General features: G+C 41.0%; 18 protein-coding genes. 9 read left to right on the top strand and 9 right to left on the bottom strand.

The genetic code is table 11. From position 1 onward, the window contains the following. The first annotated feature begins 104 nt into the window (after positions 1-104). From GQR45_RS14145 to GQR45_RS14135, 3 genes are all read left to right on the top strand, one after another. A complete protein-coding gene (locus tag GQR45_RS14145) occupies positions 105-1,478 on the top strand; it encodes an IS4 family transposase (protein WP_096058041.1) in 1,374 nt (457 codons plus the stop codon). A gap of 169 nt (positions 1,479-1,647) precedes the next feature. Further along, on the top strand, positions 1,648-3,024 hold the full coding sequence (locus tag GQR45_RS14140; RefSeq protein WP_165726276.1) for a P-loop NTPase fold protein: 1,377 nt from the start codon (positions 1,648-1,650) through the stop codon (positions 3,022-3,024). A 188-nt stretch (positions 3,025-3,212) separates the two neighbouring features. Continuing rightward, complete coding sequence (locus GQR45_RS14135; RefSeq protein WP_165726275.1) at positions 3,213-4,514, top strand: DEAD/DEAH box helicase; 1,302 nt, start codon at positions 3,213-3,215, stop codon at positions 4,512-4,514. Positions 4,515-4,612: 98 nt separating this feature from the next. On the opposite strand, the gene GQR45_RS14130 is transcribed toward GQR45_RS14135, so the two are convergent. Both GQR45_RS14130 and GQR45_RS14125 read right to left on the bottom strand, forming a co-directional pair. Beyond that, entirely contained in the window at positions 4,613-6,010 is a 1,398-nt protein-coding gene (locus GQR45_RS14130; protein WP_165726274.1) for a 5-methyltetrahydrofolate--homocysteine methyltransferase, read from the bottom strand. A 32-nt stretch (positions 6,011-6,042) separates the two neighbouring features. Continuing rightward, positions 6,043-8,448 (bottom strand): TonB-dependent receptor, encoded by a 2,406-nt coding sequence (locus GQR45_RS14125; protein ID WP_165726273.1) that lies wholly within the window; start codon positions 8,446-8,448, stop codon positions 6,043-6,045. A gap of 141 nt (positions 8,449-8,589) precedes the next feature. On the opposite strand from GQR45_RS14125, the gene GQR45_RS14120 reads away from it, so the two are divergent. Together GQR45_RS14120 and GQR45_RS14115 are read left to right on the top strand one after the other, a co-directional pair. Next, entirely contained in the window at positions 8,590-9,006 is a 417-nt protein-coding gene (locus GQR45_RS14120; RefSeq protein WP_165723077.1) for a MerC domain-containing protein, read from the top strand. Positions 9,007-9,141: 135 nt separating this feature from the next. Next, positions 9,142-9,993: an alpha/beta hydrolase-fold protein gene (locus GQR45_RS14115; protein WP_165726272.1), complete on the top strand. Its 852-nt coding sequence runs from the start codon at positions 9,142-9,144 to the stop codon at positions 9,991-9,993. 65 nt (positions 9,994-10,058) lie between these two features. Here the strand turns inward: GQR45_RS14115 and GQR45_RS14110 are convergent, their stop codons facing one another. From GQR45_RS14110 to GQR45_RS14080, 7 genes are all read right to left on the bottom strand, one after another. After that, positions 10,059-10,307 carry a DUF3297 family protein gene (locus GQR45_RS14110; protein ID WP_002963088.1) on the bottom strand — a complete coding sequence of 83 codons (249 nt, stop codon included), beginning with the start codon at positions 10,305-10,307 and terminating at the stop codon, positions 10,059-10,061. A gap of 231 nt (positions 10,308-10,538) precedes the next feature. Continuing rightward, the gene (locus GQR45_RS14105; RefSeq protein WP_010554515.1) at positions 10,539-10,748 is read right to left on the bottom strand and encodes a cold-shock protein; all 210 of its coding nucleotides are present in this window, start codon (positions 10,746-10,748) and stop codon (positions 10,539-10,541) included. 186 nt (positions 10,749-10,934) lie between these two features. After that, positions 10,935-11,144, bottom strand: a complete 210-nt coding sequence (locus GQR45_RS14100) for a cold-shock protein (protein WP_006792548.1) — start codon at positions 11,142-11,144, stop codon at positions 10,935-10,937. A 425-nt stretch (positions 11,145-11,569) separates the two neighbouring features. Further along, positions 11,570-12,574: a YeiH family protein gene (locus tag GQR45_RS14095; protein WP_197118323.1), complete on the bottom strand. Its 1,005-nt coding sequence runs from the start codon at positions 12,572-12,574 to the stop codon at positions 11,570-11,572. Beyond that, positions 12,574-13,569 (bottom strand): TauD/TfdA family dioxygenase, encoded by a 996-nt coding sequence (locus GQR45_RS14090; RefSeq protein WP_165726271.1) that lies wholly within the window; start codon positions 13,567-13,569, stop codon positions 12,574-12,576. The genes GQR45_RS14095 and GQR45_RS14090 overlap by 1 nt, the downstream gene beginning before the upstream one ends. A 9-nt stretch (positions 13,570-13,578) precedes the next feature. After that, the gene (locus tag GQR45_RS14085) at positions 13,579-14,541 is read right to left on the bottom strand and encodes an aldo/keto reductase (protein WP_165726270.1); all 963 of its coding nucleotides are present in this window, start codon (positions 14,539-14,541) and stop codon (positions 13,579-13,581) included. A 215-nt stretch (positions 14,542-14,756) separates the two neighbouring features. Continuing rightward, a complete protein-coding gene (locus GQR45_RS14080) occupies positions 14,757-15,506 on the bottom strand; it encodes a GntR family transcriptional regulator (protein WP_165726269.1) in 750 nt (249 codons plus the stop codon). A gap of 180 nt (positions 15,507-15,686) precedes the next feature. Here GQR45_RS14080 and GQR45_RS14075 point away from each other — a divergent pair, with 180 nt between their 5' ends. From GQR45_RS14075 to GQR45_RS14060, 4 genes are all read left to right on the top strand, one after another. Further along, positions 15,687-16,454 carry a sulfite exporter TauE/SafE family protein gene (locus tag GQR45_RS14075; RefSeq protein WP_232783811.1) on the top strand — a complete coding sequence of 256 codons (768 nt, stop codon included), beginning with the start codon at positions 15,687-15,689 and terminating at the stop codon, positions 16,452-16,454. 107 nt (positions 16,455-16,561) lie between these two features. After that, a complete protein-coding gene (locus GQR45_RS14070) occupies positions 16,562-18,622 on the top strand; it encodes an alpha-xylosidase (RefSeq protein WP_165726268.1) in 2,061 nt (686 codons plus the stop codon). A 102-nt stretch (positions 18,623-18,724) separates the two neighbouring features. Next, the gene (locus GQR45_RS14065) at positions 18,725-20,464 is read left to right on the top strand and encodes a solute:sodium symporter family transporter (RefSeq protein WP_180961364.1); all 1,740 of its coding nucleotides are present in this window, start codon (positions 18,725-18,727) and stop codon (positions 20,462-20,464) included. A gap of 207 nt (positions 20,465-20,671) precedes the next feature. Next, positions 20,672-23,107, top strand: coding sequence for a TonB-dependent receptor (locus GQR45_RS14060; protein WP_101217640.1), 2,436 nt, complete (start codon positions 20,672-20,674; stop codon positions 23,105-23,107). Positions 23,108-23,277: the final 170 nt, after the last annotated feature.

The following is a 23,277-nucleotide window of genomic DNA, read 5'->3' as shown; positions in this document are numbered from 1 at the left end:
GCTGTCTCTTATACACAAATCCCTGCTAAGAAATTAGCGGGGATTTTTTTGAACTAAATCTCAATGTCATGATCAGATCTTCAAATCTTGTTTGAGGGCACATTATGATTAACGAACATACTCATTGGGCAAAACAACAATTCGGTAAATCGGACTTAGGTGATCCAAGAAGAACAGCGCGTCTGGTAAAGTTAGCATCAACGCTTGCAAATGAACCAGGAAAACCACTTGTGAACATCACTCAATCCCCCGCCGATATGGAAGGTGCCTACCGCTTTATTCGCAACGAGAATATTGACGCAACGGCTATAGCAGAGTCAGGCTTTAAAGCCACGGTTGAACAAGCAAAAAGTCATAACTTATTACTCGCATTAGAAGACACGACCACACTAATTTATAAACATTCCTCCATTCGAGATGATTTGGGTCATGTCGGACGAGGAGCAAAACAACGAGGCTTGTTAGCTCATAGCGTATTACTGTTTGCGCCAGACACAAAGCAAGTTGTGGGATTAATTGAACAGTCTCGCTGGAGTCGTGATATCAACACGATTGGAAAAAGAGAAAAACACGCGACGACTTCTTACGAAGAAAAAGAAAGTTACAAGTGGGAGTCAGCGTCACGAGCGATGGCAGAGCGGCTGCAAGGACAAATGGCGAACGTGATATCGGTGTGTGACCGCGAAGCGGACATCTACGAATACTTGCAGTATAAACTGAGCGAGCAGCAACGATTCGTCGTACGCTCGATGCAAAGTCGTCATATTGAAGAAGGTGAGGATAAGCTCTATGCGTTTGCAAGCGAGCTGATGAGTGCAGGCACCAAACACATCCACATTGCACAAAAAGGAGGAAGAAAAGCCCGAAGCGCAACACTGGATATCACCTATGCGCCAGTGACACTCAAAGCGCCTTACAATAAGAAAGGACACTCCCTCCCAGTTTACTATGTCGGCTGTGCAGAGCGAGGAAACGCTGAGAACGGCTTAAGCTGGCACCTATTAACCAGTGAACCAGTCACCAGCAAAGAAGACGCTTTAGCTATCATCACCTACTATGAGCACCGTTGGCTTGTAGAGGAATACCATAAAGTCTGGAAAAGTGATGGTACGGATATCGAAAGTTTACGCCTTCAAAGCCAAGATAACATGGAAAGATTGGTGACGATTAATGGCTTTATTGCGACGCGAATATTGCAACTAAAGTTCACCAATGAGCAGCCTGATTCTCCAAGTTGTGAACAACTGTTATCTCCCAAAGCATGGAAGTTATTGTGGTTAAAGAGAATAAAAACACCATTGCCTGAAACTGCTCCAAATATGTCATGGGCGTATCAGGAACTGGCAAAGTTAGGAGGCTGGAAAGATACCAAGCGCACAGGGCGTGCATCTGTGAAAGTGTTATGGCAAGGATGGCTTAAGTTACAAGCCATCCTGGAAGGCTACGATTTAGCAAAATCTCTTGAGTCAGACTTGTGATCAAGAGACAGCTCAATGCGCCTTTTTTTGTGAATAATTTTAGCCGTGTTTTATTACTGCAAGGTACTTAAATTAAATAACAGTGAAAATAACTTCGTTTGAATACAATGTTTCGTAATCAATGTCTTCATGGCAATATAGCTATAAACAAAATCAGGGAAGATAAATAATGGAACCATGGAATGACGATAAGTTAAATAGAGTTGAAGATGCAAAATATCTAACTTCTTACTTGCTCAATCGATTTACAGTAAAGAAAGAGGAACCTTTTGTATTAAATATTGATGCTGAATGGGGATTTGGTAAAACCTATTTTCTTACAAATTGGCGAAGTGATTTAAAGTCACAAGGCTGCGAAGTTGTTTATTTTAATGCTTGGGATAAGGATTTTACAGATAACCCTTTGCTTGGTTTCATTTCTGCGATCGATAAAGAGTTAAAACCTTTTTTTAGTAAAAAGGCCAACGCAAGCCAAAAAAATAAATGGAATAAATTCAAGCTTGCTGCCGCTCCATTACTTTTATCTTTTATAGCAAAAAAATTGACGGGCTATTCTCTAGATCAAATAAACGAATTAATCGAGAGTGATGGTGAGGAAAGTAAAGCATCCGATATAGATAAAAAAGCTACAAATAGATTAGTTGAAGGTCTAACTACTCAAGCAACAAATATTGCGTTAGAACATCAAGAAAGCATAGAAAATAGTATTATTACTTTTAAGACTAATTTAGGGGAGATAGCGAAAAAGGCAGGTAAGGATATAAAACCAATTTTTATATTCGTAGATGAGTTAGACAGATGTAGACCTAGTTATGCCATTGAACTACTCGAGACAATTAAACATTTATTCCAAATACCGCGCGTTTACTTTGTTGTTGCTACTGCATCTGAGCAATTAAGTCATTCAATCAAGGCTATTTATGGTAATAATTTTGAATCTAAAAAATACCTAAATAGATTTTTCGATCAAATTTATCATCTACCACCACCAAATCGCTTGTCTTACTCAGAGTACTTATGGAAAACAGAGCTTGTTAATGATGATAAGTTAATTGCTGTGCATAAAAGTGGTAATGCTTATTTGCTGGCTCAAACAGCTCTTTTATGTGATGCGGGTTTACGAGATATTGAACAAGCCATAAAGATTTTACAAGCAATTCAGCTAACAACTGAAGAAAGGCTATATACGTTACCGTTAGTATTTTTAGCTATCCTAAAAATAAGTAAGCCAGAATTATATAAAATTACGATACCAATGTGGAAAGATAAATTTCGAACTAACTCCAGTCAAGATTGGAATGTTTTTATTGAAAAAATGAGTAACCCTGAATCAAACTTGGACTCAAATAAAGCCTATGAAGGTAAAATTATTAGCATTATAAGTAAGTTACTAGGAAAAACCGGAATAAAATCTTCAGAAATTCAACAATGTTCAGCGGAGCTTGGCGACATGATCCTATATGACTTTAGCTTTAACCAAAATCGACAGTTTTCGATATTACATTACCCTGAGTTAGTTGAGCGTGCAGGTCGTTTTATATCTTAAAGAAAGGGGAAAACTCCCTTTTCGTATTAATGAGCAAAAATAATCAGAGCTAAAGTATACTTAGAGCTTGTAGCTCGAATCGCGCAGCTGTCACCTATGAAAACATTTAAATCACTAATCTCTACTTAATAAGCGCTAAATACGCTAAAATTACAGGCTAATTTTTTAGCAATAAGCCCACAACTTTTATGACCTCAGCCACAAGCCCTAGCACTTTTTCCGAACTTGGCCTTATTCCAGAGCTATTAGCTCGATTAACCGATTTGGAATATACCCAGCCTACACCTATTCAAGCTAAGGCTATACCTAGTGTGCTTGCGGGTAGTGACCTAATTGCAGGGGCAAATACCGGTTCAGGTAAAACAGCAACGTTTGCATTACCTATGTTGCAAAAAGCTTTCCTTGAGCAGGGCGCTAAAAATACTGCCAGCAAAGGTAATTTTGTAACAGGGCTTATTTTAGTGCCAACGCGTGAGCTTGCTACGCAGGTGGCCGATAGCGTTAAATCGTATTCTGCTAACTTTAACGGCGCAATCAAAATAGTTGCAGTGTTTGGTGGTGTGTCGGTTAATACACAAATGCAGACACTGCGCGGCGGCGCCGATATTATTGTTGCAACACCAGGACGTTTGCTCGATTTAATCTCAAGCAATGCGATTAAGCTCGATAATGTAAATACCCTTGTGCTTGATGAAGCCGACCGTATGCTAAGCCTTGGCTTTACCGAAGAGCTGGCTAATTTGTTGGCGCTTATGCCTGCTAAAAAACAAACCATGTTGTTTTCAGCGACTTTCCCTGAGCAAGTAACCCAATTAACGCAAGAGCTATTAAACGACCCTGTTGAAATACAAGTTCAAAATAAAGATGAAAGCACACTTGTTCAACGCGTGTTTACGGTAAATAAAGGCGAAAAAACCACGGTTTTAGCACATTTAATTAAAACGCATAAATGGCGCCAAGCGCTGATTTTTGTGAACGCTAAAAAAGACTGTGAGCATTTAGTGGCTAAGCTTGAAAAACGCGGTGTTAATGCACAAGTTTTCCATGGCGATAAAGGCCAAAGTGAACGTACTCGCGTAATAGAAAAATTTAAAGCGGGCGAAATCGAAGTACTTATCGCAACCGATATTGCTGCACGTGGTTTGGATATTGAAAAGCTGCCAGTGGTAATAAACTTTAATCTACCACGCAGTCCTGCTGATTATATGCACCGTATTGGCCGAAGCGGCCGTGCTGGTGAAGTAGGCTTAGCGCTTTCATTGGTTGATTATGAAGATTTGCATCACTTTAAAATAATCGAGAAGAAAAACAAACTACGCCTAGAGCGTGAAGAAGTAACCGGTTTTGCTGTAAACCAAGCAAACCTTGATGCAGCTGATGCGCTTAAAAATGAAAAGCCAATGGCAAAACCAGAAGGCACAGGCAAGAAAAAGAAAAAAAATAAAGCCGATGATATAGATGATGTATGGAGTGGCTGGCGCCGTAAGTAACAATAGAGCTAAATAAATAGCTGTAAAAAACCCGTAATTAGTAAACCTAATTACGGGTTTTTTGTTTTGTGGCTTTAACTTAAAACGTTAGTTTTAAATTAATGGTCGTGATCTTCATCTTCTATTTCTTGTGCAATCCCTAACCAGGTAATGCTTGCAGGTGGAAAAGTTAACTCTAGCTCACTTTCAATTTCTAGGTCTTCTAGGTGCACTTGCACTATGTGTTGAGCAATTGGATCGGCAATATAAGCAAACGGACCACTTTGCGCCACTGTCATACTAAAGCTCATTCCTTCGGGCATTGTGGTTACGTCTGCTTGAGTAATATCTACTTGGCCTGCGAGTTCCCAGTGCATTTCACCGTCATGTTCATGCCCAGTAAGTACATTTAAAAAGCCTAGGCTGTCGAGTATTAAAAAGTGTTCACCACTGGCTGAAAAAGAATAAGAAACAGCACTTGCGCCATCAGCAAATTGCCATTCTACTTCTTCCATTTCGGCATTTTCAGAATGAATACTCAGTAATACTGAGCCACTGCCATCATGCCCTGCGGCAATACCAAAAATTGTGTCGTTGTTTTTATGGCCGTACAAAGTACCAATGCGCTGATCGCCTACGGCATCTATATTTACAACTTTTTGAGCGCTGTATACATCACCTTGCTGATGGGCAATCAATACACCATCACCACAACCAAATACAACATAATCGTGATTTTGTGCTGCGCCGTGTAAATCGGGGCAGGTTATTTCAAACGTTTGCTCTAGTTCGTAATTACCATCGTGAAGATGATAAACACCCACTTGATCGGGAAGTACTTTGGCATTAGATGTATTACTTGCATCGTCGCGGCGAATGGTTGAGAGTAAATGCTTGCCGCGAGGCTCAGCTACACCATGCATGTTAATGTCGTAGTTAATGCCCGTGAGTGTAGCTGTTGTATTGGTAATATCGTTATCGGTTAGCACTTCTACTGAGGCAGGCGTACCGGTTTCTGCATCGCCATCGTAAAATATTGCTAATTGCCCGTCGTGAGTTATTAAGTGTGTAGGGCGACTACCACTTGTTAGCTCGTAGCTGCTAAACGCAGGGCCTTGCTCATAATCATGCAAGTGCTCTGCGTGATCTTCGCGCCACATACCGCCGTCTATAAACCCTAGGTAATCTTGAGTACGATTAGCAATAACAGCATAACGAAAGCCTGGTGATGCAGATAACGTGTTTGAGTCATTGTTTAGTGTAAATGTATCAAGTAATTCGTGGTTGTCTAAATCAAAAAAGCTAGCTTCGTTACTGTCACCTGCCAGAACGGCAAGTCTGCCAAGTGAGTCTATGGTATAGCCGTCGTCATGGTCGTGATCATCATTATGATTGTGCTCGTCTTCTACAACAATAGGATCTTTTTCCACAATGTTGGTTTCTGCATCGCCACAGGCCGTAATAAATGTAGCGCTAATAGCGAGTGCAATAAGCTTTAATTGATATAGTTTTTTCATGTTTATTTCCTTTAATTATAATTTTTTAACGCTTAAAAATAACCGCGAATACCTAGCGCAAAACTACGTCCTGGACGTGGCGCTATATCCTTTACAAACGAGCTGTGCACGCGTGCTTCTGTATCTGTTAAGTTAGTGCCTCGTAGGTACACAGACATATCTTGGTTTAACACTGAAAGGTCGTAAGAGATGCTTGCATCAACTAAGGTGTAACCGTCTGTGGCTGTTTCTTGTGGGGCTGTGCGGTCTTGCTCTTGATAACGAGTTACGTGAATATGTGCACTGAGTTTATCTGTTTGATAGCTTAGCTCGCTACCAAAACGAAGCGGTGGTGTACGTGGTAAATCGCCGCCGTCTTTAAGGCGTGCACGAACGTAGTCAGAGAATACATCTAGCTTAAACTCATCTGTTAATTGCCACGCAATTTGCGCTTCAAAACCATGTAAAACTACATCATCTGTTTTAAATAAATAAACGGGTAGCTCTGATGAATGGTCGTGTTCGTCAACGCCTTCATCGCCATGGTCGTGTCCACTTTGTGCGTATAAACCGGTGTCTATTTGGTAATAATAGTTATCTACTTGGTTGTAAAAGGCATTTAAAATAAAGCCAACATCGCCTTGAGTTTTACGTAGGGTTAAATCGATATTATTGGCTGTTTCCAGGTCAATTGCTTGTTCAGATAAACCCAAATGGCCATCTTCATCTAAATCAAATAGTGCGCCTACTTCGTAAGTGCCAGTGCCAATATGCGGCCCAAACGATAACAACTCAGAGGCAGAAGGTGCACGTTCAGAGCGCGATACCGAAAGCCCTAAGTTATAGTTAGATGTAAAATCCCATACTACCCCTGCCGATAAACTGACTGGCGTAAATTCATGCTCTACATCAAATACGCGAGTGGTTTCTGCGCTTTCTTCGTGGTCATGATCATGCTCGTCGGCTTCTTCTGCTTCATCGTGTGCGTGAGCGTCAATATTTGGCAGTAATACGTCGCCTGCTTCAATTGTTACACGCTCTATGCGCCCACCTAACTGCACTAAAAAATTCCCAAAGTGCCTTTCTTCCATTAACGCTACAGCAAAGCTTTCGGTCTCTGATGGAGGAGTAAAGGCCTCTTCACCTTGTGCTTCAACATCGCTTTGCTTGTAATGAAAGCTAATACCGCCATTCCATTCGTTAAATTGGTTATGCAGTAGGTCTATGCGTAATTCGTTGGTTTCGTTTTTAAAGGTAGTGCCAACAGCGCCGCTCTCAATTTCAGCGTGTTCGTAGTCGGTATGGCCAGCGCGGAGATTTATTTTGTTTAGCCATTTATTATCTAGGTTGTACTCACCTAATAATTGCACTTTAGTTTGCTCTAAATCAGCAAATACGCTTTCTTCTTCGTCGTTGTGTTCTTCCTCTTCTTCCTCGCCGTGCGTATGACCAGGAATACCGTATTGACGATTAAATTGCTCTACTGCTAAGCCAATAAAGCCGTTATCCATTAAATAGCTAGCGCCAACAGTAAAACCGTCAGACTCTTCATTACTGTTTTCAACTTTATAGTCACCACGATGCTCTTCACCGTCGCTATCTATATCGGCAGCTACAGGTACCCCGTAGTCATCGGCCTCACGCCAAAATGCATCGGCGTAAAAAGCCACCGAGTCTGTGCCTGTGGTGGCATTGAACGAGGCCACTTTTTGGTTATCTACCGAGTTATGTTCTAGGTTCCATTCACCACGCGTGGTGCTGTCGGTAGGTACGCGGTTATCTACTACATTAACCACACCACCAATTGCGCCACTGCCACAAAACAGCGTTGCAGGGCCGCGTAATACTTCAATTTGTTGTGCGGTAGACGCCTCCGATGCAACAGAGTGATCGGGGCCAACGCGCGAAACATCACTAACATCAAGGCCATTTTGAGTAATAAGTACGCGAGGGCCGCTTAAACCACGAATAATAGGTGTGCTGGCTACTTTACCGTGAAAATTTGTATTAACGCCTGGGAGTTTTTCAAGGCTGTCGCCAAGGGTTGCAGCTTGTTGTCGTCTTAGTTGTTCGCCAGATAAAACACTAACAGGCGATGCAGATTCCATTGCCGACATATGAATAGGGGTCGCTTCAATATCAATAACTTCAATAGGCGAGCGCTTTAAATTAAAAGTAACCGATTGGTTTTCATCATTAGTTATTGTTATATCGCGATGAAGATGCGCATAACCAGGGGCTACAACGTGAAGCTCTTTTAAGCCATTATTTAGTTCTGTTATAACAAATTTACCGTTTTCATCGGTGGTTACTTTAAGATCTGAGCCTTCAACTTCTACCGTTGCATTGGTAACTACTTTACCTTTGTTGTTTAAAACAACGCCTTCTATTGTGGATGCAAGCACACTAGCCGGCAATAAAGCTGCTATGAGAACAGCTAATTGTGATCTACGTTTCATTTGACTACCTTGTTGGATGTTATATTATATCAATTATGCGAGTAATGTTATAATATATCAACAGCAATTAACTGATGTTATTAAAATGTCTCCTTAAAAGTAACGTTTTTGAGTGGAGACACTGATTTAGTAGAGGAAATAATGAAGTCGAGTCAAAGTGTTATGGATCGTATGGCAATAGGGTTATCGGTAATGTGCACAGTGCATTGTTTTGCAACCCCGGTTATTTTAGCGTTATTACCAAGCTTTGCTGTACTGCAAATAGATAGTGAGCAATTTCATTTATGGATTCTTGCGGCGGTAATGCCAACCAGTTTGTTGGCATTGAGTTTAGGCTGTAAAAAACATAAACGTACACGTTATATGGTGTCTGGTGTAACAGGCTTAGCTTTTATGATATTTGCCGTATTGCTAGGCCATGAAGTGCTCGAAAAAGCGCTAACCTTAATAGGCTCAGCGTTTATTGCTGTAGCCCATTGGTTTAATTATCAGCAATGTCTTAAACAGAATGACGACAACTGCCCGTGTTCAGGCAGTGAGCCAGATCAAGTGGTTTAATGCTATAAGTGCTGGTGGTTTAAACGAAAGCTATACTGGCACTTTAAACTTTGTTCTTTTGGATAGCTTAAATATTCGCTAAAAGTACTTTAAAGTAGGTACTTAATTTATTTTTAGCTTAGGTTAACCAATACAGTGCCTCTTATTTTAAAATCTCTTTTGCTTTTAAGCGCCTTAATATGTTTTAAATTAAGCGCAAATACCCCTTATTCAATACCCCGAAGTAACGTGGTTGAGCTCATTGAGCCCGTTAGCGAGCGGGCGTATCCTGTGTATATTCAGCTTCCTAAATCATACCAAAAGCAGCCTAATAAAACGTATCCAGTTATTTATGTAACCGATGCACCGTATACCTTTCCCATCGTTGCTGGGGCTACACGATTCCCTATGAATAGTGGCAAAATGCAACAGGCTATTATTGTAGCAATTGGCTATGAAAAAGGGTCCGCTGGCTCTAACAGCCGAATTAGAGATTACACGCCTACCTTTGCAAAAGATTGGAAAAAGCAAACAGGTAATGCCAAAGGGCATATTCAGTTTTTACAAAGTACAGTTTTCCCTTTTATTGAAAAAAACTATCGGGCCAGTAACTTACAAAGAACCTACATGGGGCATTCGTTAGGCGGTTTATTTGGCGCGACTATTTTATTAACGACACCCGATTTATTTAGCAATTATATTATTGGCAGCCCATCGGTTTGGTTTGATAACAATGCACTATTAGCGTTAAAAGTGAATAAGCCAAAATTGCCTATAAGGGTATATATATCAGTTGGATCTATGGAAACGCCAGCTTTCGGCGAAGAGCAAAATATGGTTGAAGGTGCTAAGCAGCTAACGCAAAAAATTAATGCGCTTAAAAGTGACAATATAGAATTAAAAAGTGTTGTTATTGACGGCGCTAATCATGCAACCGCATTTCCAACAACAGCAATCCAAGGCTTAGATTGGGTGCTGGGTAAAGCGAAAATTAATATAATTAAATGATTTTTAACAAGCACAAAAAAAGCGACTACCCAATATGGTGTCGCTTTTTTAGTAAGTAGTATTAACTACTTATAAAAGGCTTCAACAGTGCCTTTTCTTGTAAGTAAAAGTGGTTGTCCGCGACGATCAAGCCCCTTTGGAGATGCAAACTTTATCCAACCTTCGCTGATGCAGTATTCTTCAACATCAAAACGCTCTTTGCCGTTGAACGTGATACCAATATCGTGTTCAAAAACTTCTTCCACATGATGTGGGCTACGTGGATTAATAGAAAGGCGATCTGGTAAAGCAGGTTTTGCGGTAGTGTCGTTCATGGTCATATTCTATATTGAATGAAGTATGCGCTATTGTAGGCAATACAAAGCTTTCGCTCAAGAGAGATAGTAGTAAATGTGTTTAAAAATGTACTAATTAATGAGTTGTGTATACAAATGAGATTGCGCTTGGAAAATATTTACAGAGGAGGTTTTGAAGATATTCGACTAAATAATTATAAAGGTAAATATATTAATGGGTTATCTCTAACCCACTAAATTGTTTAGCAATTAGATGCTAACAATGTTCTCAGCTTGTGGGCCTTTTTGACCTTGAGTAACAGTAAACTGTACACGTTGGCCTTCAGCTAAAGTTTTAAAACCGTCGCCAGAGATTGCGCTAAAATGTGCGAACACGTCTGCGCCAGATTCTTGCTCGATAAAACCAAAACCTTTTGCTTCGTTAAACCATTTTACTGAACCAGTAGTTGTAGTAGACATAATATGTATCCTAAAAAATTAATATAAGTGTGCCTGAAAAGAGGCGATTGAGCCGGAAAAAATAGTTAACTTGAGGATATCGCGTAGGATTATTACTAAAACAACGGGGTACTAACAAATAAAACAAAACTTCTTTCAAACTAGTATTCAAAATGGGTTATTGCTAACCCATTTTAACGAAAGCAATTAGATGCTAACGATGTTTTCAGCTTGTGGACCTTTTTGACCTTGAGTAACAGTAAACTGTACACGTTGGCCTTCAGCTAGAGTTTTGAAACCGTCGCCAGAGATTGCGCTGAAATGTGCGAAAACATCAGGACCAGATTCTTGCTCGATGAAACCAAAACCTTTTGCTTCGTTGAAAAATTTAACTGTACCAGTTGTAGTATTAGACATAATAGTATCCTAAGAATTAATAAAAGTGCGCCTTAAATTAGGCAATTTAACAGGAAGAAAACATACATTTAACTGAGGATAACGCGAAGGATTATTACTAAAACAACGTGGTACTTACAAATAAATAGGGTTTTCTGTCAACCCGATGCCAAGCAGGATAACAGTAAATTGAGCTATATACCAAGCCCTATTGTAAATTTATTTTAGAGTAAGTGCTTTATTAGTTTGTTTGTTTTTTAACTAACTAGTCATGATTAAGGTGATCTTATTTGCGTCTTAATTTGAGTTAATTTGAATTTAATCAATGCTTTATGTTTGTATTAGTACGAGGTTCTAGAGTAGGTAAAATGCAAGTTTTAAGTGGTTAAAACATGACCTAATTACCTACTGATTTTTTTGATATATACCTTAAATAACTTGATTCATTAGCTCCAAATTACAAATCCAAGTATTAATAATGCAATCCAAAGTGTTTCAGCCACAATTAAAATAATGGGTTTCATACCTACTTCGGTAAGCTTTCCTAAATTAGTTTTCATTCCTATAGCTGAAATAGCCGCAATTAAAAAGAACTGCGAAAGTTCGTTAGCGGTTTCAAGTACTATTGTAGGAAGTGAAAAGCAGCTATTTATTATCATGAGTATTACAAAGCCAATTAAAAAACCAGGTACTTTAGGTAATTCTCCGTGTTTTTCTTTGTTTGAGCGATTAATAACGACCATCATAATAAGTACAACAGGTAGTAGCATGGCAACACGTACAAGTTTAGTTAGAGTTGCGATATCGCCTGTCTCTGGTGATACCGAATAACCTGCACCCACTACCTGGGCTACATCATGTATTGTGCCACCTAAGAATACGCCTGCATTATGGGCGTCAAACTCAAGATAATTAACCACAATAGGGTAGAGAATCATAGCAAGGGTCGACATAGCTGTTACGCCAATAACGGTTAATAAGGTGTCGCGCTCTTTATGTTCGCTGTTTGGCATAATAGACGAGATAGCCAGCGCAGCAGACGCTCCACAAATAGCAACCGAGCCACCTGTTAGTGCACCAAAGCGTTTTTGTAAGCCAAATGCGCGCGCTAGCACTACACCTAAAATAATAGTGGTAAATATGGCGCCCGCTAACATAAGTGCTGTTTGCCAACCCAGTGTTACTAAATCTCCCAGCGCAATGCGTGTGCCTAGCAGTACTATACCTACACGCAAAATCGTGGTGCCAGTAAAATCGATACCTTTGGCGCAAGGGCTATCGCTTTGATACAAAAATGAGACTGCCATACCCAGTAACAAAGCAAACAACATGGCTGGCGCACCATAATGTTCGCTTAAAAATAAGGCGGCAAGGCCAGTCATTGCAGCAATGCTGGCACCTTGCCATAAAGGTGATATTTTACAGCTTAATTTACTACTTAAGCGCTGCATTACGCTTTAGCTGCGGTAAGTGCTACTAATACTTGGCGCTTACGTTCACCTGTAAAAGGGCGACGACCATGCATAGCCATTTCGTTATCAACTAAAGCAACGTCACCGTCTTGCCATGCAAGATCAAAGGTAAATACTTTAGAAAGCTCCACAATTTTATCAAGTCCAACTTTAGGAATTGCACTACCATCACCAAAGGTAATGGCAATTGATGGATTATCGCGTACACCTTTCCAGCCCATGTAAGCGGCAATCAGTTGGTTATAAAAAACCTGTACGTTGTTTTCAAGAGTTACTACAGCAGGCAGTACTGGTGTAACTGCTTTTAGTGAGCCGTCTTCAAGCCATTCCCACTGGTAACCAAGTTCGGTTAATTTATTATGTGCTTCGTCTTTGGTTTCTACACTTAGCGTACTTTTCCAGCTTCGGCCTTGGCCTGATGTTGCGTCGTCAGCGGCTGGCATATAGGTGGTATATTTTAGGCCTTTGTGTTCAAAGTCATGGGCAAGCTTGCTGTCGTATTCTTTTAATGCACTAAATAATTTATCTGATCGGCAAAGAGGTGTTGCACCGCCTTCTTCTGCGGCCGATTTACAAAAGAAGAATAATTTACTTGGCGAAATAGGCGTTTGCGCCATTTCGTGATGTAAGTATATTTCTACATCTTTTGGCGCTTCGTTAGCTGTAAATACACGTTCGGTAAAATTAATACGTACCGCGTTAGACAGTGACTCTTTATAAGTAAAATTGTCATAATCAAACCCGGCTGAAAAAGTATCAAATGTTTCGGCGCTATTTACAGGAAAGCCACGAAACAACACAGCACCTGAGCTGCGAAGTTTTGTAGCCAATTCACTTTTATTTGCGCGAATGAAAGCTACCGCTTCTTCAACGGTGCTGGCGTTATTGTTATTAACAACAATGCACGGAAAAACCGAATCATCGAATGTTAATTGAGTTGGCACTGAGGCGTAGTTAATTTCGGTAGCTGACATTGTATGTTCCTAATCGTAAATTGGGTGAAAACGGTTAAAGGCAGCTTCACAAAAGTGCCCAGGGTCGTTGAATCGGCGATTACTGTTAAGCGCAGAAATTTGCGCCATTTCTTGCTCTGTTAATTTAAAATCAAACAGTGTGAGATTTTCTTTCATGCGTTCAAGTTTTGAGGTTTTAGGAATAATGGCAGTGCCGCGTTGCACGCCCCAGCGAAGAACTACTTGTGCTGGCGTTTTGCCATGATTGTCTGCGGCCGCTTTAACAACGCTTTGCTCAAGAACTGATTCAGTTTTATCAGCCATTTCTAGCTCAAGGTATGAAAGCGCACCCAGTGGTGAAAACGCAGTAACCGGAATATCGTACTGCTTTGCGAGTCTTACTAATCGCTCTTGCGTTAAATAAGGGTGCGACTCAATTTGCAACATAGCGGGTTTGATATTCGCGTAGTTCATTAAATCGTGAAGCAGTGCGCTTGAGTAATTACATACCCCAATGCGTTTTGCTTTGTTGCTGTGTACTTGTTCTTCCATTGCTTGCCACGTTAAATACAGTGGTACTTTTGCAAGCTCCATTTGTGGGTTTTGCGCCGTAGGGTCAACAAACCACTCTGGTGGATAGCGGGTTTCTATTGGCACAAATGTTTGCGCAATCGGAAAATGAATTAGGTATAAGTCTAGGTAATCTAGCTTTAAATCACTCAGTGTTTTATCAATCGCGAGGCCAACATGCTCTGGTGCATGAAAGGTATTCCACAGTTTTGATGTTACCCATAATTCTTCACGGGTACATAAGCCATCGTTTATTGCTTGGGCGATGCCATCGCCTACTTGTTCTTCGTTACCGTAGTCTGATGCGCAATCAAGATGGCGGTAACCTGCCTTAATGGCTTGGTATACCGTTTGTGCACAATCTTCTTGCGCGACTTTCCATAAACCGAACCCTACTGGAGGGATATTATTTAATGAACTCATTGGGAATTCCTGTTAAAAATGCATAATGACTTAGGTCTTGTATAAGACATAAGTTATTATACGAATCAAACAGTGTCAATACTGTGTTAATAGCAAAGCAGTAAATGGTTCAGTTAAAAAACCTACAGGCAGCAAAAAGGCAGCGTTTGCTGCCTTTAAAAAATATTTAATTATTATGCGCTAAAGTGGGTTTTTAGCACTAAACACGCTTTTAATTAATCAAGTTCAATTTGATAGTGGTAATGATCGCTACGGCATTTACTTTGGCGGTATTCAATACGTTTACCTTCGATTGATTCGGTAATGCGTGATACCAACAGCAGTGGATCGCCAGCTTTTATAGCAAGCATTTTGGCATCATCCACTGTAGCAAGTACGGCTTTAATACTGTCTTGGGTTTTGTGTACAGTTTGGTTAAATTTGGTCTGATAGTAATGGTACAATGTATGCGGAATATCACTACTTTGATGTATATCAGGAAAATAGCTTTGTGGTAGGTATATAGTTTCGCTCATGCAAAATTCGTTATCAAGAATACGCCTACGAACAAGCTTGGTAACTTTGTCTTTTTTATTGAGTTGTAACGCTTCTATTACTTCAACTGGCGCTGCACAAAGCTCAACCGATAGCAGTTCAGCCTTTGGCAAATCGGCACCTTTACCGTCTGCTTGTAACGGAAAAAACCTAAATAAGGCATCTTGCGCAGTATGTTGCGATACAAACGTACCAACGCCTTGGCGACGAGTTACTATTTTATTGTCGGTTAATAAGTTTAGTGCTTTACGAACTGTACCTTGGCTTACGTTAAATTCTTCAGCAAGGCGAAATTCGCTTGGTAGTGCTTCGCCAGGTACCCAACGTCTTTCAACAATGAGCTGTTTAATATAATCAGCCACTTGTAAGTAAAGTGGTTGAAAAGCCAAGCTTGGGCCACTTAATTTGTGATCAAACATAGAGTTACTCATTATTATTTACCATTAAATTTAATCCACCTGTAGTTATAGCATAGGTGAAACCTTTTACGCATATTTGCGCTAGCTCAATTAAACGTGAACTACTGCTGTAATGTTTAATAGGCGCAAAATATACATTATGCCTAAAAACAAATCGTTACACTACAATAGCTCACCCTTAGGAAATTAAAAGTGCTCAGTATTTCTTTTGAACTCATTTTGCTTATGGCGCTGTGCCTAAGCCTTGCCACCGTAATGCAAACTCTTAGCGGGTTTGGCTTTGGGTTGCTGGTGGTTGCAAGCTTTACGTTGCTTGATGTATTGCCACTTACGGCAACTACATTTTTGGTGAGTTTGCTGGGGTTAGTTAATTCAACAACCGTGGTCGTTAAAAACCGCAGTTCGGTAAAAGTACCCGAGCTAAAACTTATGTTGTATACCGGTATTCCGCTAATGCTGTTAGGTTTTGTGCTACTTGAATATATGTCGTCGCATTTAACACACTATTTAAACTTTGCTTTAGGTGTAAGCATTTTGCTTTGCTGCGCTTTAATGCTGATTGGCCGCGAGCGTACAAATAAACAAAGTAATCCTCGTTCATTTTTAATAGCCGGTGGAGTAAGTGGGTTACTTGGTGGGTTGTTTTCAACCTCAGGGCCGCCGCTTGTGTTTCAGTGTTATAAGCAAAGTTGGTCCATTGAAGCTATTCGCAGTACGTTATTAGCGGTATTTACTATCGGTGGACTAGTACGTGTAGGTATCGCTTTATTTGGTACTTTACCTGGGCTCGACATTATGTTTTTAATTGCAGCGGCTATTCCTTTAGTGTTGCTAGTTACGCATTTTGCTCGTAAATTAACGCCCTACGTTGACGCTAAATGGGTACGTATTATAGCAATTGCATTGCTTGGCCTAAGTGGTGTATCGCTGGTGGCAACATCGGCGCCGGGTATATTTTAAAAATCGCGATGTAAATAATTCATCTTGAGTTTATTTACGTTGACATGGGGATTACAATTATTTAACTTGTGTCTTATACAAGACTAATAATTGGTTAAGGAACTCCCATGAATGCATTTGAATTACGTGAGCCAGACTGGAACGCAATAGAGCCAGCACGCTTAACCGCACAGCCAAAGTTGCAAGGTAATGTGCTGGTTTTGCCCACTCAGTTTGGTGATATTAGCGTAACGATAAGCCAGTTTGGCTTACGTTTAAATGCAGGCACTACGCATGACGAGCAATTTAAAATATTAACCACAACCCCATCAGAATACCCCCTCACGCTTAGCAAAAACAATAATGATTACAGCGTAAGTGGTGGCGAATACCGCCTAGAATTTTACAGCGACCCTTTTCATTTCAAACTTTATAAAAAAGATGAGCTAGTACAGCAATCAGCAACTGATGGTCACTTTGTACGCCAGCACCGTTTACCGCCACTAGCTAAAACAGATAACGGCTGGATATTAAGCCTAGAGCTTAACTACGACGAAGCCGTGTATGGTCTTGGCGAAAAATGGGGCAAGCTTGATAAACGCGGCCAACTTATTCGTTCATACAACCACGATGCGCTAGGCGTTAACGCCGAAAAATCTTATAAAAATACCCCGTATGCATGGAGCCCAGAAGGCTGGAATTTGTTTGTACATACACCCGCACCGGTAACTCATGGCGTAGGTTATGCACTTTGGTCGCAACGTGCATATGTATGTTTAGTTGAAGATGACGTGCTAGATGTATTTTTATATCAAGAACAAACACCTGCCCAAAGCATCAACCGTTACTGCGAGCTAACAGGTTTTGCACCGGTACCACCGCAGTGGAGCTTTGGTGTTATTTTATCAAAAGCGTATTACAAAGATGCTGACGAATTACTCAGTGTTGCCCGCGAAGTGCGCGCTAAAAATATGCCGTGCGACGTAATTACTCTTGATGGCCGTGCATGGCAAGACACCGACACCCGCTTTGCATTTGAATGGGACCCAACACGCTACGCCGACCCAAAACCTGTGCTTGATGAATTAAAAGCGATGGATTTTAAAATTTGTGTGTGGGAATACCCGATGATCTCGGTAAATAACCCATTATTTGCTAAAGCGGCTGAAAACGGTTGGCTAATAAAAGACAAACGCACAGGTAAAGCGTATCAATACGAGTGGGATTTAAGCCCATTTGGCGAAGTACTTACGCCACTACCTGAGTCGGGTATTTTAGATTTTACGCACCCTGATGCTTACGAATATTGGCTCGAATCGCATAAGCCTTTGTTTGAGCTTGGCGTAGATATGATAAAAGCGGATTTTGGCGAGCAGCTAGAAGACGACAATATGATATCTCACAGTGGTGATAGCGGTATTAGGCTGCACAACGTTTACAGCATGTTGTACAACCGCTGCGTTTTTGAGGCCGCCGAAAAATACTGTAAAACAGGGCCATTTTTGTTTAGCCGTTCAGCATGGACGGGCAGCCAACGTTTTCCTGCACAGTGGGGCGGCGATCCGCAAGCCGATTGGCAGGGTTTAGCGGCAAGCATTCGTGGCAGTTTAGCGTGGGGTATGTCGGGTGGGCCATTTTTTGCAACTGACATTGGTGGTTTTTACAAAGACACCCGCGACGCAGAACTTTACGTGCGCTGGGCACAAGCGTCGGTATTTAGCGCACATATGCGCTTACACGGTATTGGTCCTCGCGAACCGTGGTCTTACACCGAGCAAGCAAGTGATGCGGTATTTGCAGCACTTAAATTACGCTACCAGTTAATTCCGTACTTACAAACATGTGCAGAGCAAGCGCAGCAAACAGGCTTGCCGATTCAGCGTGCCATGGTATTGGCATTTCCTGATGATGTACTGGCACATAGTTTTGATCAGCAATTTATGTGCGGTGAAAAATTACTGGTTGTGCCGTGTGTAGTACCAAACGGTAAAGTTAAGTTTTATTTACCGCAAGGCAATTGGATTCGCTTCCCCGATAAACAAGTTTACGAAGGGAGTAAGTACTACGAACACACACTCGCACTTGAAGAAATGGCAGTATTTGTACGCGAAGGCGACAGCCTAATGCTTGGCCCAGAGGTTCAACACACAGAACAAGACATGAGCCAATTAACAGCATGGCCTAAATAAAACTCGGCTTAATAAAAAACACACACAACACACATACAACACACAATAATAAAGATATTAGCTTACTTTTTACCGAGTAAAGTAAGCTAAAAGGGGCGCAAGATGGAAGGTATGAACATTACCATGACACTGCTATCGTGCTTGGCGTTTATGGCGCTGGTGGGATATATCTCGTACCAAAAAACCAAAGGGGAAGTTAACACCCAAGATGGCTACTTTTTAGCGGGTCGTGGGTTAACAGGTACATTTATAGCAGGGTCGATGATCCTCACTAACTTATCGGCCGAGCAACTAATTGGCCTTAATGGCTCAGCTTATGGTTACAACCTAAGCTCAATGGCGTGGGAAGTAACCGCAGGGATCTCAACCATTATTATGGCGTTGATCTTTTTGCCTCGTTATTTAGCGGGCGCGTTTTCTACCTTACCTGAATTTTTACGGGATCGTTTTGACGATACCGTACGACGCATGACAGTGATCTTATTTATGGTAGGGTATTGTTTTATAACGATCCCTTCTGTTTTGTACTCAGGATCAATTGCCGTACTTAGACTTTTTGATGTACCCACCTTATTAAATATGAGCTACCAAGCAAGCCTAATTGTGACCATTATTACAGTGGGTTCAGTTGGGGCTATTTATGCTGTATTTGGTGGTTTAAAGGCGGTTGCGGTATCAGATACCATTAACGGTGTTGGGTTATTAATTATTGGTATTTTAGTGCCAACACTGGGCTTAATTGCATTGGGTGATGGTAGTTTTTCAGAAGGGTTAAGCACCCTAGTAAACACAGACACAGAAAAGCTCAATGCTATTGGTAGTAGCGATGATCCCGTGCCATTTGGCACTATTTTTACGGGGATGATCTTAGCTAATTTGTTTTATTGGGGCACTAATCAGTATGTGATCCAGCGTACATTGGGCGCTAAAAACTTAGTTGAAGGTCAAAAAGGGGTGTTGTTTTCAGGGTACTTTAAAGTGCTAGTACCGTTTATGATGATGATCCCAGGCGTTATTGCTTACCATCTTTATAAACACGAAAGCCTGCCAACTATCGACTTAGCTTACCCACATTTGGTAAAAGAAGTACTTCCACAGTATTTATCTGGCTTCTTTTTGGCCGTATTGCTAGGTGCTGTATTTAGCTCATTTAATTCATTGCTCAACAGCGCGGCGACCTTATTTTGCTTAGATGTTTATAAGCCAATGAAAAAAAATAAGGTAACAGACAGCCAACTTATAAAAGTAGCCAAAATTACCAGTATTGTTATTGCCATATTGTCGTTTATAACTGCGCCATTATTGATGTTTGCACCTGAAGGTTTATGGCACATTATTCGTGTGTTTACAGGCTTCTACAACATTCCGGTCATCACAATTGTATTGGTTGGTTTGTTTACTCGAAAAGTGCCTGCACTAGGCGCTAAAGTCGCGATTATATTCCATATTATTGCCTACACCTTGCTTAAATTTGTATGGGATGTAGACATTAACTTTATTCATATTTACGCCATTTTGTTCATAATTGAATTGGCAATAATGCTGGGTATTGGTTACTACAAACCACTTAAAACACCATGGCAATTTACACGCAAAGCTGAGGTAGACCTTAATCCTTGGAAATACGCATTACCTTGCGCAATTGTATTAGTAGGCTTGATTGTTAGCTTGTATATATTGTTTTCGCCGCTCGGATTAGTGGGTGGAACCAGTGTGTACTTTGTACCAAGTTTAGTTGCTGTTTGGTCTACTGTTTTAGTGCTTAGCTGGTGGAGTGTACGTCGTTGGCAGGTTCGTTACGAAAATAGCTTAGCGCGTATTGGGGCTAAAAACGCCGCATAACGTGCGACCATATTCTACACACCAAACTTAAATCACATTTAATTCACATAATGTTTGCATTAGTAAGATAGTTTGTTTAAATTTAAAGCTCTTATATAAGATATAAGAGCTTTAAGGAAAGTATCACACACACTGACACCGCTTTTTAGCAACTCACACAATTGCTAGCGCGGTACCACACAGCACACGCACAATATGGAGAATGACATGAGAGCTAAAAAGTCCGTCTTAAGCTTGGCAGTCACGTTAGCAATGACAACCGGTTTAGCGCTTAGCGCGCAGGTACATGCACAGCAAGAGCAAACCGAACAAGAACAACAAAAAACAGAAACAGCTAAAAACGATACATTTGAAAAAATAGTCGTTACTTCACAAAAAAGAACGCAAAGTTTAAACGAAGTACCTGTTGCGGTATCGGTACTTAATAGCGATCAAATTAATTCAGCTTTTGCTAATAACATGGAAGGCTTACAGTCACTTGTTCCTTCGGTTAGCTTTAGAAAAGGCACCACAACACGTAACTCAGCGCTAACAGTGCGCGGTATTGGTACTATTTCATTTAGTATTGCTGCCGAACCAAGTGTGGCAACTGTTGTTGATGGCGTGGTACTTGGCCGCTCGGGTCAAGCATTTGCCGATTTATACGACGTAGACCGCATTGAAGTATTACGCGGGCCACAAGGTACGTTATTTGGCAAAAACGCCTCAGCAGGTGTGGTAAATATTACCACTAAAGATCCGTCGTACGACACAACCGGCAGCGTAGAAACCTCGTTTTATCAAGATAACGAATACCGTTTTAAAGGTGTTATAAGCGGCGGTTTAACCGACGATTTAGCCGCTAGCTTAACAGTATTTAAAGGCAAGTTTGACGGTTACATTGATAACGTTTACAACAACGAAAAAGTAAACGGTTATGACCGCGAAGGTGCACGTGCTGTATTTAAATACGAGCCAGAGGACGACTTAAGCGTAAAATTTATAGCTGAGTTTTATAACGCAGATGACGACTGTTGTGCCGACTTAGAAGCTCTGCCAAGTGGTCGTAATCCTGATTCAAAAGCAGCGCCAAACAGTAACGGCATTGTGGATGGTGTAGCCGATATTGACCTAGACCAGCGCAAAGTTGACCATGACTACGAGTCGCGCACAATTGACGAACATAGCGCATTTTCGGTGCAAGTTGATAAAACAATTGGCGACTATACGTATACTTCAATTACTGCACAGCGTTCATGGGATAACACAGAATACCGCGAAGGCGACTTTACCTCTATTGCTGGCGACAGCAGTGAGCCGGTATTTGGCGCGCCGTTTCAGTTACATGATATTGGTGCACAGCAATGGGATCAGTTTTCACAAGAGTTTAGAGTTACATCAAACCTAGCTGGGCCATTTAATTATGTTGCCGGCTTATTTTATTGGAACATGGATTCACAACGTAACTTTACTCGCGATGCAAGTTGCCAAAATAATGGTGGCCAGCTTGATAGCGCAATGGCTTTTTACGCGCAAAATAACTTATCGGGCGCTGAGCTTGATACAGCACTTGCTGACTTAGAAGGTTACACACAAGGCCTAGGTGTTAGCTGTAACGCAAACGATATTGTATCGGCCACTGCTTTTATGAGCACAGAATTTAATAACTGGGCAGCCTTTGCCGATGGTACCTACGATTTATCTGAAGATTTACGCGTTTTATTTGGTATTCGTTACACCGACGATGAAGTGTCTTACACGCATCGCCGTGTAAGTAATGATGTATATGGCCGCACCGGTGTAGGCGTGCGCCCAGCAACACTTAATACAGATGATGAAGGCAAAGCCGAAGAAACCAACGTATCGGGTCGTCTAGGTATGCAATACGATTTAGGCGATGGCCAAATGGTATACGGTACTTACTCGCAAGGTTACAAAGGCCCTGGTTTTAATATTTATTATAACTTTAATCCAGACAACGACAGCCGTGAAATAGCACCTGAAGAGTCAGACGCTTATGAAATAGGCTACAAATACGCAAGCCGCGAATTTGTATTTAACATGGCTCTTTTCAGAACCGAAATTGAAGGCTTTCAAGCTAACAACTTTGACTGTTCAGACGGCACCTGTATTACCCGCTTAACCAATGCGGGCGACGTAAGTACACAAGGTGTTGAAGTTGACTTTATGTGGGCTGCAACAGAGTCGCTAACGCTTACCGGTGGTGTTGCTTACATTAAAGCCGAAATTGACGAGTTTAATTGTCCGGCAGAGGTAGCCGCTGGCTCGTGTACTGACCGCTCAGGTTTAGATGTCCCATTTTCGCCAGATCTTAAATATTCACTAACGGCTGATTACTTTATTGAAACCGATCATGGTTTTAACGTACACATAAACAGCTCATACATTTACACCGATGAGCAATACTCAGACCTACCAGACAACGTAGGCGAATTCAATCCAGCTGCTTTATTACCAGATTACGGTATTTTAAATGCAAGTGTGGGTTTGTCGTTTAAAGATGACGCGTTTAGGGTATCGCTTATTGCTAAAAACTTAACCGACGAAAGCTACGTAACTACCTACAGTGGCGATAACTTCCGTTACCAAATACCGCGCGATGCAGAACGCTACTTTGGGGTATCGTTTAAAGCACGTTTTTAATATTTAAATAATTCCCTCAATAATTTCCCTTAAAAGCGCAACGTTTAATACGTTGCGCTTTTTTTGTGACTTATTTTTGTAATAGTTTAGTCATCTTACTTTCATCAAAATTACCTTTATCAGTCACATCTGTTTTCTATAGTGCAGCGGTTGATCTTTTTTGTGGTCAC

Source organism: Pseudoalteromonas sp. SA25 (assembly GCF_011378705.1).
Taxonomy (GTDB): domain Bacteria; phylum Pseudomonadota; class Gammaproteobacteria; order Enterobacterales; family Alteromonadaceae; genus Pseudoalteromonas; species Pseudoalteromonas arctica.
Note: the sequence above shows the minus strand (reverse complement) of the source record. Positions and strands in the feature narration are given on the sequence as shown.